This is a genomic window from Bradyrhizobium sp., from assembly GCF_004799445.1.
In the GTDB taxonomy this organism is placed as follows: domain Bacteria; phylum Pseudomonadota; class Alphaproteobacteria; order Rhizobiales; family Xanthobacteraceae; genus Bradyrhizobium.
Genome location: NZ_SSNA01000170.1, coordinates 104,016 through 119,645 on the forward strand (window position 1 = coordinate 104,016; position 15,630 = coordinate 119,645).

The 15,630-nt window shown below is 61.4% G+C and carries 11 protein-coding genes; 5 read left to right on the forward strand and 6 right to left on the reverse strand.

What is annotated here, in order from left to right; translation table 11 throughout:
• Window positions 1-151: 151 nt before the first annotated feature.
• Complete coding sequence (locus E8A46_RS22690; protein WP_291566041.1) at window positions 152-2,434, reverse strand: fused MFS/spermidine synthase; 2,283 nt, start codon at window positions 2,432-2,434, stop codon at window positions 152-154.
• 282 nt (window positions 2,435-2,716) lie between these two features.
• Here E8A46_RS22690 and E8A46_RS22695 point away from each other — a divergent pair, with 282 nt between their 5' ends.
• Window positions 2,717-4,318, forward strand: a complete 1,602-nt coding sequence (locus tag E8A46_RS22695; RefSeq protein WP_291566043.1) for an NAD(P)/FAD-dependent oxidoreductase — start codon at window positions 2,717-2,719, stop codon at window positions 4,316-4,318.
• A 1,017-nt stretch (window positions 4,319-5,335) separates the two neighbouring features.
• Here the strand turns inward: E8A46_RS22695 and E8A46_RS22700 are convergent.
• Window positions 5,336-5,683: a GrlR family regulatory protein gene (locus E8A46_RS22700; protein WP_291566045.1), complete on the reverse strand. Its 348-nt coding sequence runs from the start codon at window positions 5,681-5,683 to the stop codon at window positions 5,336-5,338.
• Window positions 5,684-5,913: 230 nt separating this feature from the next.
• Between E8A46_RS22700 and E8A46_RS22705 the strand changes: the two genes are divergently transcribed.
• On the forward strand, window positions 5,914-6,810 hold the full coding sequence (locus tag E8A46_RS22705) for a 50S ribosomal protein L11 methyltransferase (RefSeq protein WP_291566047.1): 897 nt from the start codon (window positions 5,914-5,916) through the stop codon (window positions 6,808-6,810).
• Window positions 6,811-6,929: 119 nt separating this feature from the next.
• Here the strand turns inward: E8A46_RS22705 and E8A46_RS22710 are convergent, their stop codons facing one another.
• Window positions 6,930-7,109, reverse strand: a complete 180-nt coding sequence (locus E8A46_RS22710) for a hypothetical protein (protein ID WP_291566048.1) — start codon at window positions 7,107-7,109, stop codon at window positions 6,930-6,932.
• A 278-nt stretch (window positions 7,110-7,387) separates the two neighbouring features.
• On the opposite strand from E8A46_RS22710, the gene E8A46_RS22715 reads away from it, so the two are divergent.
• The 3 genes from E8A46_RS22715 to E8A46_RS22725 all read left to right on the forward strand — a co-directional run bounded on the left by E8A46_RS22715 (window position 7,388) and on the right by E8A46_RS22725 (window position 12,670).
• The gene (locus E8A46_RS22715; RefSeq protein WP_291566050.1) at window positions 7,388-9,217 is read left to right on the forward strand and encodes an aminopeptidase P family protein; all 1,830 of its coding nucleotides are present in this window, start codon (window positions 7,388-7,390) and stop codon (window positions 9,215-9,217) included.
• 300 nt (window positions 9,218-9,517) lie between these two features.
• Window positions 9,518-10,798, forward strand: coding sequence for a multidrug effflux MFS transporter (locus tag E8A46_RS22720; RefSeq protein WP_291566052.1), 1,281 nt, complete (start codon window positions 9,518-9,520; stop codon window positions 10,796-10,798).
• 1,248 nt (window positions 10,799-12,046) lie between these two features.
• Window positions 12,047-12,670: a helicase-related protein gene (locus E8A46_RS22725; RefSeq protein ID WP_291566054.1), complete on the forward strand. Its 624-nt coding sequence runs from the start codon at window positions 12,047-12,049 to the stop codon at window positions 12,668-12,670.
• Window positions 12,671-12,696: 26 nt separating this feature from the next.
• Here the strand turns inward: E8A46_RS22725 and E8A46_RS22730 are convergent, their stop codons facing one another.
• The 3 genes from E8A46_RS22730 to ligA are packed head-to-tail and all read right to left on the reverse strand — an operon-like array spanning window position 12,697 to window position 15,508.
• Window positions 12,697-12,933, reverse strand: a complete 237-nt coding sequence (locus tag E8A46_RS22730) for a hypothetical protein (protein ID WP_291566056.1) — start codon at window positions 12,931-12,933, stop codon at window positions 12,697-12,699.
• Window positions 12,905-13,357: a hypothetical protein gene (locus tag E8A46_RS22735; protein ID WP_291566058.1), complete on the reverse strand. Its 453-nt coding sequence runs from the start codon at window positions 13,355-13,357 to the stop codon at window positions 12,905-12,907. The genes E8A46_RS22730 and E8A46_RS22735 overlap by 29 nt, the downstream gene beginning before the upstream one ends.
• A 42-nt stretch (window positions 13,358-13,399) precedes the next feature.
• Window positions 13,400-15,508 carry an NAD-dependent DNA ligase LigA gene (ligA, locus tag E8A46_RS22740; protein ID WP_291566072.1) on the reverse strand — a complete coding sequence of 703 codons (2,109 nt, stop codon included), beginning with the start codon at window positions 15,506-15,508 and terminating at the stop codon, window positions 13,400-13,402.
• Between the last annotated feature and the right edge of the window lie 122 nt (window positions 15,509-15,630).

The following is a 15,630-nucleotide window of genomic DNA, read 5'->3' on the forward strand; positions in this document are numbered from 1 at the left end:
CCTCCTCCAGCGCCCAAGCCTTGCTTCCAGGCCTTGACCTTAGGAAGCGGCGCAATCGGGACAACCCCGCCGGAACAATGCTGCGGAGGAACTCCAGGTTCCGGCATTAACGCGAATTTATACTCGGCCCACCGTGTTAGCGCTTGGGGGGCTACTGCTCGCCGTCGCGCAGCCGCCGGTACACCGCGCCCAGCACGTTGGAGTAATCGTCGGTCCAGACCCGCTGCTTTTCGTCGGCTTCGGTCTCGGTCCACTGCTCCGACGAGGCCAGTTTGCCGATATCGGCCTCCTCGCGCGCGGAAACGACGACCGAGGTCGAGAAGATGTACTCGCCATCGCGCCCGGAATCCTCGCTGTAGACCCAGCTCTCGAGATCGTTGGCCTCGGCGATGCCGACCACGACGCTGGACAATTCAAGGTGCCGGTTCGAGACATGCATCAGCACCGCGCCCTGCGGCGCGAGCTTGTCCTTGTAGATCTTCATCGCCTCCCGGGTGGCGAGATGGATCGGAATCGCGTCCGAGGAATAGGCGTCGACGATGATCAGATCGTAGAGGCCGTCGGGCTCGCGGGCGAAAGTCAGCCGCGCGTCGCCCATCACCGGCTTCAGATCCGGCGCGCAGTTCTTGATGTAGGTGAAATATCTGGGATCGCGCGCCGTATCGACCATCGATTGATCGATCTCGAAGAACTTCCAGGTCTCACCTGGCTCGGAGGCGCAAGTCAGCGTGCCGGCGCCAAGGCCGATCACCGCCACGCGGAGGGTAGCGCCCTTGCGCTCGCGGATCGCCGTGATGGCCTGACCGATGCCGCCGTCCTTGTGGTAATAGGTGATCGGCTCGGGCCGCCCGGCGACGGGCGTGCCGTCGTCGTTCTGGAATTTCTCGGCGCCGTGGATCGTGGTGCCGTGCATCAGCACGTGATACTGGCCGTGCGGTGTCACCACGATCTTGTGGACGCCGAAAAAGCTGCGCACGGTTTCCACCCGCCCCTCGTCGGCCGGATAGACCCGGATCAGCACCAGCGCCAGCGTGGCGATCGCGGCAAGCTTCCAGCGATCCGCCTTCAGCCCGAGCGCCAGCAGCATCCCGGCGACCGCGACCGCGCCGACCACATACACCCGCTGGTCCTCGAGCCAGTCGAACAGCTTGCCGGTGCCAAACGATGGCGCGATCAGCCCCGCCGCGAGGATAGCGAGGGCCGGCCAGTACCAGCGGCTTAGCCGAGGAAATCGCTCCTCGCCGGGCGGGCGGCACAACGCCGCCAGCGCCAGCAGGATCGGGTATTCCGCGATCCACGAAAACGCATATGGCGCGATCAGCCCGGCAAACAGGCCGCCGACCATGCCGCCGAACGACAGCGCGACATAAAATCCGGTGAGATATTTCGCGGCGGGCCGGGTGCGCGCCAGTTCGCCGTGACAAGCCATCGCGATGACAAAGAAGCAGAGCTGATGGCCGCCCAGCGTCAGCAGCAGGTTCTGCTCGCCGCCGACCGCCAGCAGCACGATGATGCCCGCGATCGCCACCGGCTGAATCATCAGCATCCATCGGTGCGGCAACAGCGGCCGCAACTGGAACACCAGTACCCAGGTCAAGAGATAAAGCGACAGCGGCAGCACCCACAGCAAGGGTGCGGCGGCGACGTCGGTGGAAATATGCGCGGTCACCGCGATCAACAGGCCCGACGGCACCGCTGCGAGAAAGATCCAGCGCGCGCGCAAGCTCCAGGCCGGCGCCGGCGCGTCGGTGTCCGTGGCCAACGTATCCACCGCGGCCGACATCGGCGAGCGCAACAGCAGCACGCCACACGCGGCGATCAGAACGATCAGCAGGCCATAACCGCCGGTCCAGATCAGATTCTGCGTGCGCAGCGTAAACATCGGCTCCAGCAGCACCGGGTAGGACAACAGCGCCAGGAAGCTGCCGATGTTGGAGGAGGCATAGAGGAAATACGGGTCCGGGCCATTGGGATGACCTGATCGAACGAACCAGGCCTGCAGCAGCGGGTTGTTCGCCGCCAGCGCAAAGAACGGCAGCCCGATCGAAACCGCGAACAGGCCGAGCAGCCAGATGGCGTAACCTGATGCAGGCGGTTCGCCCCAGCCGCCCGCGATCGATAGCGGCAGTGTCGCAAGCGCGACTGCCAGCAGCACCAGATGCACGGCAACCGGGATCATGCGGTTGCGCAGCCGCATCAGATAATGCGCATAGGCGTAGCCGGCGAGCAGCAGCGACTGGAAGAACACCATTGCCACCGACCACACCGCCGGCGAACCGCCGAGCCGCGGCAACACCATTTTCGTGAACAGCGGCTGCACCGAGAACAACAGCAGCGCGCTGACGAAGATGGCCGCCGTATAGACCACCAGCACCAGCCGGTTTCGGCTTGCGGAAGGCCGGTCCGCGACCACGGACGGATCAGGTGACGTCATGAAAACTCCGGCAAGGCCCTTTCAGGCGAAAACGCCTCAAACAAAAAGCTGCCGGCGGGCGCCGGGAGCGGCAATGGAGCATAGGGCGATGCAGCGGGCAATGCGGGACGAGGAGCCAAAGCGGTCACTTCATGCTGTGCCAATGTTCACATCTTCGCTAAGGAGTATGAGAAATAGCGCAACGTCATTCCGGAGGCCACGAAGCGGCGATCCGGAATCTCGAGATTCCGGGTCTGGTCCTTGCGGACCATCCCGGAATGACAGACGAAAACTGAAGCAGGCATGAACGAAACAGACGTTGTCATCATCGGCGCCGGGCATAACGGCCTCACCTGCGCGGCCTACCTTGCGATGGCCGGCCTGCGCGTCAGAGTCGTCGAGCGCCGCGAGGTGGCGGGCGGCGCCGCGGTCACCGAGGAATTCCACCCGGGTTTCCGCAATTCGGTCGCTGCCTACACCGTCAGCCTGCTCAACCCGCAAATCATGGCGGATCTCAAACTGGCCGAGCACGGATTGCGCATCGTCGAGCGCCGCGCGCAGAACTTTTTGCCTTCCCCCGATGGCACCTATTTGCTGACCGGTGAAGGCCGAACCCGCGCGTCGGTGGCAAGGCTCAGCGAACGCGACGTCGAAGGGATCGATGCGTTCAATCTTAACCTCGAAAGGATCGCCGACGTGCTGCGCGCCTTCGTGCTGCGCGCGCCGCCGAACATCGTGGAAGGTTTTGGCACGCGCGCAATCGGCGAGGCCCTCAATGCGCTCGGCAGCGCCGGCATCCTACGCCGGCTGACGCTGGAGCAGCAGCGCAGCCTGCTCGATCTGTTCACGCGGTCGGCCGGCGAGATGCTGGACGAGGTGTTCGAGAGCGACCTGGTGAAGGCGCTGTTCGGGTTCGACGCGATCGTCGGCAATTATGCGAGCCCTTATGCGGCGGGTTCGGCCTACGTGATGCTGCATCATGCGTTCGGCGAGGTGAACGGCAAGAAGGGCGTCTGGGGCCACGCCATCGGCGGCATGGGCGCGATCGCACAGGCGATGGCGCGCGCCGCAGCTGGTCATGGCGTGGAGATCACGCTCGATGCCGGCGTCCGCGAGGTGATCGTCGAACGCGGCCGCGCCGTGGGCGTGGTGCTCGACACCGGCGCGACCGTTCGCGCCCGCTACGTCGCCTCAAGCGTCAATCCGAAATTGCTGTACACGCGGCTGTTGCCATCCGACGCGCTGCCGGCGGATTTCCTCACACGCATCAAGCATTGGCGCAACGGCTCCGGCACCTTCCGCATGAACGTCGCGCTCAGCGCCCTGCCCTCGTTCACGGCGCTGCCGGGGCCGGGCGATCATCTCACCGCCGGCATCATCATCGCGCCCAATCTCAACTATTTGGACCGCGCCTGGCAGGACGCGCGCGACCATGGCTGGAGCCGCGCGCCGGTGGTCGAGGTGCTGATCCCCTCGACACTGGACGACACGCTGGCGCCGCCGGGCCAGCATGTCGCGAGCCTGTTCTGCCAGCACGTCGCGCCGGAATTATCCGATGGACGGTCGTGGGACGACCATCGCGAGGAAGTCGCCGATCTCATGATCGCGACCGTGGACAAATACGCACCGGGTTTTGCGGCAAGCGTGATCGGGCGGCAGAGCCTGTCGCCGCTCGACCTCGAGCGGCAGTTCGGCCTGCTGGGCGGCGACATCTTCCACGGCGCCTTGAGCCTCAATCAATTGTTCTCGGCGCGGCCGATGCTGGGCCATGCCGATTATCGCGGGCCGCTGAAAGGCCTTTATCACTGCGGCAGCGGCGCCCACCCCGGCGGCGGCGTCACCGGCGCCCCCGGCCACAACGCCGCGCGCGCGATTCTCAGCGATCATCGGGCGCTGTTCGGGTGACCCCCCGAGGCCCGCCCCATCGTCCTTGCGAAGCAATCCATAGGCCGGTCTCCTAAGAGCGTGCATTGCGTCGTCGCGGAGCCGTCTTCGGGCGCATCGGGCGACCCCGTTGGCCCCTTGCGCAAACGCTTCACGTTTGTCGCAGGCAATGACAGGTAGGACCGGTTCATAACCCGGTGGACAGACTGTGGAAAACCGGTTGACGATCTGGGGAAGCCCTAGGGAAAGTCTTGGGATAACTGGGTGGCGGCCGCAGTGAAGGATGTACGCTGCTGAAGACCCAAAATAAAATATTGCCGACGGATCACGCCCGATCGCTGCAGCCCGCGCGATGTATCGGACGATTGAACAGATAATTCAAAGCGTTCTGGAGATAACTGCAATCAACACTTCATTTGCCGAGAAACAGCGGCATCACGATGCGAGGTGGCAATAAGAACTTCATACGACGGGCGAACAGCCTCAGCAAGAAGATTGAGATCCGGTGCCAAACCCTTGCATCGTATTTTCTTTCTCAAAACTTTCGCCGTGTCCACAAGATCGGACGTGGTCGTATGGTCCGCTGAACCTACAAGAGGGAAGTTAAGAAAATTCAAATGAGCGTCAGCGTCTCCTGACGTGGCTCCAACAGAATCCAGCGAACACGGTAGCTCCGGCGATCACATCTGAATTGATCGGAACCAGGCCCCTGACACAGGTTTTTATTTAGTTCCCCGGAACGATCCCCCGGGTCTGCGCGTCATGCACCGGGCAGCATCAAGGGGAAGCGCATCGTGCTGGGCAGAAACTCTTTCACGTGGCGGGCCGCAACTCTTCTCAAAATGGCTAAATCGATCAGCGACCCGCAGGTTGCAGGCGCCTTGGTCGAGAAAGCCGCCGACCTCCAATCTCAGCTCGATCAGGCGAACCCGCCGGACAAGAGCCCGCGGGCTCCGGATGTAGAGCTCCCTGTCCAGCCGCCTTCATAGTGGTCCGGACCGGCTTTGCGGCTTCGTAAGCCGGCCCCAGCCCCCGCGCTCAATCGTCCGCAATCCGCTTCAGCGTGGCGCGAAAGCTCAGGCTTCGTGTTCCCACCAGCGTGGTGCCGAATGCCTCGGCCTCGTCGCCCGCGAACGTTCCCGAAAACCCGCTGGTGGCTTCCTGCCCACCGGACAGCGGGCGCTGGAAGGGATCGGCGAGCGGCGTGTGCTGATTGGTGGTGAACTCGCCCTTCCAGGTCCCGTCGCCCGCGGTGTAGGTGCCGACCGACCAGAAATACGGGCCGCCGCCGAGAAACCGGCCGTCGCGAAGGATCAGCACCCCGCTGTCGCGGCCCTTGACGCCATCAAGCATGTGCATGTGGAGGGAATAAAGCCCGTTCCGCATGGACGCCTCCCCTTCGGAGCAGACCATACAGCGGGCGGCGACGCGCGTCGAGCAACGCGATTGCCCGCGCGGCCCGTGGAAATCGGCCGGCAAACCCTTGAATCGACCCGGTATGTTTCGGTGGATAAGCCTGTGAACAAGCGGTGCGTTCGATGTGGACAGGCGGTGGACGACCGGTAGAACTGACACGGTAGCGAACAACCCCTGCCGCTGGTCTCCCCAAAATCCCGATGACTACCACCCTCACGCCAAGCACCCACCGCGCCAGTTTTGCCATCGGCAATGAACAGACCGCAAAACGCGTGGTCGATCTGTTGACCGAGAGCTTTTTCGAGGGCCAGGCCGCGATCGCCGCGTCCGAGGGTCCGGGCGGGCGCTGGGACATCACCGTGCATTTTGCCGACCCGCCCGACCAGACCTCGATCCGCGAGTTGGTCGGCATCGCGGCGGGCGACGAGATCGCGTTGGCCGTCAGTTTCGACAAGGTGGAAGCCAAGGACTGGGTCAAGGCGACGCTGGAGCAGCTGGTCCCGGTCTGCGCCGGGCGCTTCATCGTCCATGGCCGCCACGACCGCGAAAAAGTGCCACCCAACAAGCTCGGCATCGAGATCGAGGCGGCGCTGGCGTTCGGCACCGGCCACCACGGCACCACCCGCGGCTGCCTGATCCTGCTCGACGAGGTGCTGAAGGCCTACTGCCCTCGGCGGGTGCTCGACCTCGGCACCGGCACCGGCGTGCTGGCGATCGCGGCGGCGAAGGCGCTGCACGGCAAGGTACTGGCGAGCGATATCGATCCGCTCTCGGTGCGGGTCGCGGCCGAGAATGCGCGGCTCAACGGCACCGGCGACCTCGTCGAGACGATCCGGGCCATCGGATTTTCAGCGCCGCAATTCCAGCGCCGCGGGCCTTTCGATCTGGTGCTGGCGAATATCCTGGCTAATCCGCTGCGCCAGATGGCAACGCCGATGTCCCGGCATCTGGCGCCTGGCGCGCTGGTCATTCTGTCGGGGCTGTTGCCGCCTCAGGCCAGCGCGGTCATATCAGCCTATCGCGCCCGCGGGCTGGTTTTGAAACGGCACATCCGGATCGAAGGCTGGAGCAGCCTGTTGCTTCACTACATCGGATGAAAGTTTGGCTCGTCATTCCGGGGCGCGAGTGAAACGAGCGAACTACGATGTGCAATTGCACATCGGAGAATCTCGAGATTCCGGGTTCGATGCTTCGCATCGCCCCGGAATGACGGCAATTAGGGCTTCTGCTTGCGGCGGGCGACGACGCCGTCTTCCTCGCGCACCGCGCGCCTGACGCGCGCCTCGACGAAGCGATCCAGAATCTGAACAATGACGCCGCGCTGCTTCTTGACGATAGGCGGAATCGGCCCGCGGCGCTTAGGCGGCGAGATCTTCTCAAACGTAAAGGCAGGCATTGTGATTCCCCTCGTCGCTGAGTTGAAACACCCCTGGACTTCCCCCGGATCTTGTTTGACGACAGCCTTAGCCAGCGAACCGTTCAAACCCGTCTAACGCAGGTGCAGCAATTGAAGCACAATAAAAGCCAAATCGGAAGCAATTTGCGTCGATTGCGGAGTTCTCCACCTGATCCTAAAGTAGCCGAGCCAGAGCGTTTTCGAGCGAAGCATGCCCTCGGACTTGATCCGGGGTGGTACCGGTTCGCGTGAAGAAAACGCGTCAAGGCAGATAAACAATGTACGAAGCCCTTTTCCAGACATTCGAGGAGCCCGAAACCGGCATAGCGCTGACCGCCCGGCTGTCCGCCTTTCGCGAGGAGCTGGCGCAGCGCCATTTGACCGGATTCGTGGTTCCCCGCGCCGACCAGCAGCAAAACGAGTATGTCGCGCCGTCGGAAGAGCGGCTGGCCTGGCTGACCGGCTTTACCGGATCCGCCGGCCTCGCCGTGATATTGAGCCGGGAGGCCGCCTTGTTCGTCGACGGCCGCTATACGCTGCAGGCGGCAAAGCAGGTCGATGCCAAGGCCTGGAGCGTCGAACCGTTGGTGGATCCGCCGCCCGAGACCTGGCTGGCGAAGCATCTGGTCGCCGGCGACCGCCTCGGATTCGATCCCTGGCTGCATACCACGGCGGCGGCGGAGCGGCTGGCCGCGGCCTGCGCCAAGGCCGGCGCGGAGCTGATCGCGGTCGACGGCAATCCGCTGGACGCCGTGTGGACCGAGCGTCCTGCCCCGCCGCTGGCGCCCGTCACGGTTCACGGCCCGCAATTTTCCGGCGAGGTCGAAACCGAAAAGCTGAAGCGGATCGGGCTGGAGATCGACAAGCTCGGCGTCGATGCGCTGGTGCTGTCGGATTCGCACGCGGTGGCATGGACCTTCAACATCCGCGGCGGCGACGTCTCGCATACGCCGCTGCCCCTGTCCTATGCACTGGTGCCGAAAACCGGCCGCCCCACCGTGTTCATCGATCACCGCAAGCTGTCGAACAGCGCCCGCGACCATCTCGAGCACACGGCCGACGTCGCCGAGCCGGACACGCTGCTGTTCAAACTGACCGAACTGGCACGAAGCGGCGCGGGCATAGCCCTCGACGGCGCGACCGCCCCCGACGCCCTGAGCCGGCTGATATCGGCCGCCGGCGGCAAGCCGCTGCGCGGCAATGACCCGGTCAGCCTGCTCAAGGCGGTCAAGAACTCAACCGAGATCGAAGGCACCAGGGCCGCGCATCGGCGCGACGCGGTGGCGCTGGTGCGCTTCCTCGCCTTCATCGACCGCGAGGCGCCGTCCGGCGCGCTGACCGAAATCGACGCCGTCGAGGCGCTGGAGACATTCCGCCGCGACACCGGCGCGCTGAAGGACGTCTCGTTTCCGACCATCTCCGGCACCGGGCCGAACGGCGCCATCGTGCACTACCGCGTCACCCGCAAGAGCAACCGGCGAATCGCGCCGGGCGATCTCCTGCTGATCGATTCCGGCGCGCAATATGAGGACGGCACCACCGACGTCACCCGCACCATCGCGATCGGCCAGCCTTCGATGGAAATGTGCGACCGCTTTACCCGGGTGTTGCGCGGTCATATCGCGATCGCCCGCGCGCTGTTTCCCGACGGCACCACCGGCGCGCAGCTCGACACGCTGGCGCGACAATTCCTGTGGCAGGCCGGCATCGATTTCGAGCACGGCACCGGCCACGGCGTCGGCAGCTATCTCTCGGTGCACGAAGGCCCGGCGCGAATCTCGAAGCTCGGCACCACGCCGCTGCGACGCGGCATGATCCTTTCCAACGAGCCCGGCTACTACAAGACGAACGCTTTTGGCATCCGGATAGAGAATTTGGAGCTGGTGGTCGGCGCCGATGTCGCCGGTTCCGAGAAGCCGGTCAACGCCTTCGAAACCCTGACGCTGGCGCCGATCGACCGCAGGCTCGTCGATCTCAGCATGCTGACCGGCGATGAACTGAGCTGGCTCAACGATTATCATGATCGCGTCCGCCACACGGTCCACCCCCATGTCGACGAGGCCACCAAGGTGTGGCTCGACGCCGCAACCGCGCCGCTGTCGCTGTAGCGTGCGCAAGGCGCTGCACTGCTTCCGCCCCTCAGCCGTCATACCCCGCGAAAGCGGGGTATCCAGTACGCTGCGGCTTCTCCGTTCTATGACAGGGGCCTCTGGAATACTGGATCACCCGCTTTCGCGGGTGATGACGACTATGTGTGCGGAGCGATCGCACTGCGATGAACCATTCCGCAATGACAGGGCCAACTGCTTCCAACGCATCCCGAAAAACGAATAGCCGCATTCCGAAACAACCATGTTCGCGGTGGAGGATATAGCTAGAGTCTGATCAAGAGATTGGATCAGACCTCAATGCACGGAGTGATGGGCAGACCGCCCGGCGCGGCGACACCGACCGATATCGCGACATCCCGGTTCATGCTGGTGCTGCTGGTCGCGATGACCGGCGTCGCGCCGATCTCGCTCTATATGCTGGTGCCGGCGCTGCCCGTGCTTGCCACCACGTTCGGCCGCGATATCTCGATTGCGCAGATGACGGTGTCGCTCTACATGGTCGGCATCGCCTGTTCGCAGATCATCATGGGACCGCTGTCGGACCGGTTCGGACGCCGCCCGGTGCTGCTGACGGGTCTCGGCCTGATGGTATTGGCGAGCGCCGCCTGCATCTTCGCGGAAACCCTGCCGCAACTGATCGCCGCGCGATTCCTGCAGGCGCTGGGCGGCGCCACCGGCATGGTGGTGAGCCGCGCCATCATCCGCGATCTCTACAGCCGCGAACGCATCAGCTCCATGATCAGCCTGGTGATCGCGGTGATGATGATCGCGCAGATGCTGAGCCCGCTGACCGGAGGCCTGCTGGAGACGGCGTTCGGCTGGCGCTCGATCTTCTACGTCATCACCGCGGCATCCGTCGCCATCGCGGTGGCGATCGCCGTCACGCTGCCGGAGACGCGCCGCGATCGTCTCGAAGCCGGCGGATTTCGCGGCGATGTCGGCCACCTCGTCACGAGCCGCGCCTTCATCGGCTACGTGCTGTGCCAGGTGCTGGCCTCGCAGATCATCTTCACCTTCGCCGGCGGCGGACCTTATGTGGTCGTGATGCAGATGGGCCGCTCCAGCGCCGAATATGGCGCGTGGTTCGCGACCACGGGATTCGCCTATCTGATCGGCAATTTGTTCTGCGTGCGGTTCGCGCCGCGGCACTCGCTGGAAAAACTGATCTGGTTCGGGCTCGCGCTGCAATTGGCAGGCAGTCTGTTGAACCTCGTGTGGGGCCTCACCGGGCTCAACCAGGCGCCGTCTTGGCTGTTCGGCACCCAGATGCTGGTGATGTTCGCCAATGCCTTCGTGATGTCGAACTCGGCGGCCGGCGCCATCAGCGTCCGCCCCGAGGCCGCCGGCACCGCATCGGGCGCGATGGGATTCCTGCAGATGGGACTCGGCTCGCTGCTCTCGCAATTCGGCGCCTATCTCGGCGGCCATTTTGCGACCCCGGTGCCGCTCAATATCGCGGTCGTCGTTCTGTCGATCGCCTGCGCATCGACCATGGTTTTCCTGATCCCGCGCCGCGACGTGATCGTCAGCGAGGCCTTGATCGAACAGGCGGAAGAGGAAGAGTCGGGGATGCTGTGAGCTCCCTGTCCGTCATACCCCCGCGAAAGCGGGGTATCCCCGGCGTGAGCGCAAGGCGCTCACCGCGGCGCCGCGGCTTCGAAAGTAACCCGTCATTGCGAGGAGCGTTAGCGACGAAGCAATCCATTGCTTCCGCGGCATGGATTGCTTCGCGGAGCCTGTCATCGGGCGCGCGTTCGCGCGACCCGTTGGCTCGCAATGACGGAGGGGCCGTCCGTGCGCTTCGCACATCAACTGTCTTGTCAAACAGCCCGCTGAGTGCAGAGACAGCTTCGCGATCTCGCGACGCATTGCGCCCGAGGTTTGCATCTTCGTTGACCCTCATCGAGAACAGAGGGCGCAGGGAAGACCAGGTGCGCGCTGCACCCGCGGTCTCGCGTGCCAGATGCACAAAGCAAAAGCGCACACGAGCATACAGGTTCAGCGGGAGCATCCCGGCCTTCCCTGCGCAATGGCTCTACGGCTTATATCGTGCTCTCCCCGGTGAACGGCTTTCTTGCCACCGTCGCCCCTGAGAAGTTTTGCTTCGCAAGAACTTGACACCAGCGCCGCGGTGTCAGGACCACACGACTTCGCCGTACGCGTCAGCGCCCTTCGTCCGAAAGCGCATCAGCGTCCACCGCATCTCGCCCCGCGTTCGTGACGTTGCGCAACGCCCCCCTGTGGGACAGGACGGCGCAAGTTGTAAATTTGATTTGCCCGACGCCGAAAGCGAAATATTTTTGTAAACAGGACTGGACAGATAAAGTCCGGAGATGAACTGATTTGCCCGTCGGGCAATAGGGACCGCTTCGTGTTGCCTCACATTAGCTCGTCATCGCCGCTGCCGACGCCTCACCCCCGACCAGCTCCAAAGTGACGTGGTTGTCAGAAGAAACTTGCGAGGCAAAACCTTGCAAGAAATGTTCCCTTTTTGTTCTAATAGTGATAATTAGGGCTGGCACCGGCCATTGAGCTTAACGCCGCCAGCCGTCTTCCTAGGAATTTACTATGCCCCAACTCACCACTTTGATGGGCACGAACGCTTGTTACGGCTTGATCGGTCAGAGGTTTCAACCGATGCTTGCAGCATGCCCACTTTGTATCCTGCTCCGTTTTTGGAGGTCCGTTTTCGCGATTCCACGGAGCCCTATCCCACAACCGGCTTGTGTGCGGGGTACGATGCCGGGACATGGCGAGGGATTACGTAACGTTGGCCATGATAGCTCTCTGGTATTCACGGCCTCGCCGGCAACCGCTGAGAAATTGATGGAAACCATATTACAGGCTGACATAAATTACCCCACGAGTTTAGGGCCAGAGTTAGGTACGTGGATCAGCCAAAACTACCACTCGGAGTGGCCGGTTGCGCGCGGGAACGAAAAGGGTATTGCGGTCCACCACGGCCGACTGCCTCGATCTCTAGGCCAGCTGTTCGTCCATCTCTTTAACGAGGGCGAGGTAAAGGTTCTTATTTGCACATCAACTCTCATTGAAGGCGTCAACACTTCAGCGGCGAACGTTTTCATTTATGACAAAAAGATAAACAGAACGGATTTTGACTTTTTCTCTTTTGCCAATATTCGGGGCCGCGTCGGTCGGATGATGCGTCACTTTGTGGGCAATGCATTTCTGTACCATCAGGCTCCAAGCGAAATCGAAACCCGCGTCGAAGTGCCCGTGCTCTCAGACCCAGGTTCGGCCACGGACTTCCTGATGATGAACGTTGACCGAAGCGAATTATCGACGCTTGGTCGTCAACGACAGGCAACTTTACCTTTTGAAACTGGTCTCAGCGCCGAAATCTTGAGAGAGCATGGCGGATTGGGCGTTGGATTACTGCAAGCGCTCGACGTTCGAATTCGAGAAATGCTGGCGGAAGATCGCACTTGACCGCATCCGGGAAAGCGATGGAGCTGTCACGCCTGAGTTAGCCGCAGCCATTCGTTCTCAGCAAGGACGGCAACGCCAAGCTCGCGCGCCTTGCTTTGGCGGCAATCTTCGCAGTCAATCGCGTGCGCCTCGGCGACGATCTTCTTGATGCCGTGCCGGAACATGGTGGTGGGTGAGAAACGGATCGAGAAGGCGGGGGCGGGAACCGGCATGTTGTAGAGGATCCCGATCCGTTCACGCTCGCTTTTGTACCCGAAGGTCATCGGGAACGCCGGCCGATAGCCGCTTGAGCATCGAATTGGGAAAGCGAAGCAACCTTTCTCCGATGCCAGCACGGCTCGCATAACAATCAAAAATGATCTGACCAGGGCCGTTGAATATGACTTCGTGGGTCCCGTCTCTAAAGAGCTTAAAGCCCAGATACAATTCGGGGGTCGTTTTGAACGTCAAGTGTTCCTGGAAAGTCGCCTTTATCTGAACCTGACGGCCACCGGACGTCCTAGCATCGTGAACCGCTCTACTTACGTTATCCAATTCAATGTCAAATTCTGTCGCCGCGATTATTTCGCCGATGTCGCCGACCAATCGCCCGTCAATCGTAAATCGCCGATGAGAGAATTCAGTTTGGAGCAATCCTATTCCCTCAAAGATCAAAGCAAGAACATCTTCAATATGCTTGTGCGACATGCACCCACTCCTACGCCGCAATAATGATTGTGGGACAGCCACCTATTCGCCAATCAGCTTCAGCCACTCGTCTTCGGTTAGCACTGTCACGCCATACTTTTTGGCGTCTGTCAGTTTCGATCCAGCGCCCGGGCCTGCGATGAGATAGTCCGTCTTCTTCGACACAGAACTCGCCGCCTTGGCACCAAGACGCTCCGCATTGGCCTTCGCCTCATCGCGCGTCATCCTCTCGAGTGAGCCCGAGAAGACTACAATCTTGCCAGAGACGAACGCATTGCTCTTTGGTTTTTCGGCATCAATGATTTCGTCGAGCTCCTTGACCAGCCGCTCGACGATGCCGCGGTTATGGCTCTCGCCGAAATAGGCGGCCACGCTTTGAATGACGGTGTCGCCGATCTGGTCCAGTGCGTCCATCTCGGCAATCGCCTCTTCCTCGCCCTTGGCGACCCTCAGACAAGCGTCGTGGAAGGCCTCCCAAGAGCCGTAGCCGCGCGCGAGAGCCAGCGCCGTGGTCTCGCCAACTTGGCGCATCCCGAGCGCGTAGATGAAACGTTCTAGCGATATGCGCCGGCGGCTCTCAATCGCGGCAAAAAGGTTGCGGACCGAGGTCTCCCCATAGCCTTCGACATTTTCGAGTTTGAGACCTTTGTTGCGCTTTGGCAGCGTAAAAATGTCGGCGGGCTCCTTCACCCAGCCCTGGTCAAAGAAATGCTGAAGCTGCCTTTCGCCGAGGCCATCGATGTCGAACGCCCGCCGCGACACGAACAGTTTCAGGTGCTCGATCTTTTGGAACGGGCAGGCAAACTCGCCGGTACAACGGGTCCGGGACCCCTCCTCGCCGGTCGCCGTTTCCTCGCGCAGCACACGAGTGTGGAGGTGACAGGGGCATTTGGTAGGAAAAATATAGCTTTCAGAGCCCCTCGGTCGCTTCTCCAGCACAACATCCACAACCTGCGGAATAACGTCGCCCGCCCGTTGGACGATGACGGTATCGCCAATACGAATGTCGCGACCTTCGCGCAGTTTTTCGCCGTCGCCACCGATGCCTTTGATGTAATCCTCATTGTGCAACGTCGCGTTTTGCACCACCACGCCGCCCACGGTCACCGCAGCGAGGCGCGCAACCGGCGTCAGCGTGCCGGTTCGACCGACCTGGATGTCGATGCCTTTGAGAATAGTGATCGCCCGTTCTGCAGCAAACTTGTGTGCAATGGCCCAGCGTGGGCTTCGCGAAACGAAGCCCAGACGCTCCTGCCAATCAAGACGATCAACTTTGTAGACGACGCCGTCGATGTCGTAATCGAGCTTTGCGCGTTGCGCCTCAATCTTGCGGTGAAAGGCAAGCAATTCTTCTACACTTCGACAAATCTTCATCAGCGGATTGGTATTGAAGCCACAAGCGTCCAACCATTCGATCATGCCGGATTGGGTCTCGGCCGCCATCTCACTCATCTCGCCCCAGGCATAAGCAAAGAAACCGAGGGGGCGTGACGCCGTAACTGCCGGGTCCTTCTGCCGCAAAGAGCCAGCGGCCGAATTGCGCGGGTTGGCAAATACCTGATCACCCGCAGCTAGCTGTCGTTTGTTAAGCGCTAAAAAATTGCGCTTAGTCATAAAAATTTCCCCGCGCACCTCGCAAACGTCAGGTATCCTATTTACCTTCAGCCTTCGAGGTACATTTCTAATTGCTAGAACATTTAGGGTAACATCTTCGCCTTCAAATCCATCGCCACGAGTTGCGGCCTTCGTGAGATGACCCTTCTCATAACGCAAAGATAATGAAAGCCCATCAATCTTCGGCTCTGCGGAGAACTCAACCACTTGATGGTCTGGAAGCATTAAAAAGCGACGCACCCGGCCAACAAACTCAATCACATCTTCAGTTGAAAACGCGTTCTGCAAAGAAAGCATCGGAATGGCGTGCTTTACCTTTGCAAAACTCTCGGATGGCGCCGCCCCTACTCTATGTAGATACGGGTCGTCTTTCGCCACATCCGGATTCAATTGAACGATGTATTCGTACAAGCGCTTTAGGACATCGTAATTCGCATCACTTACATCAGGCCTGTCTTTCACATAGTAGTTCTTGTCCCACTCGCTAAGACTATGACGGAGGTGATGTGCAAATTTGTCCGTAAATCGAGAGTGCACAAAATGATTTCGAAGCTCATTAATCTTCGATCGTATCGCATCTAAGTCTTTTTCTTGATATTCCTCCCAAAAGCCCTTGCCTATGATTGAGTACAACTCATTCCTTAGAGTGCTATTGAGGG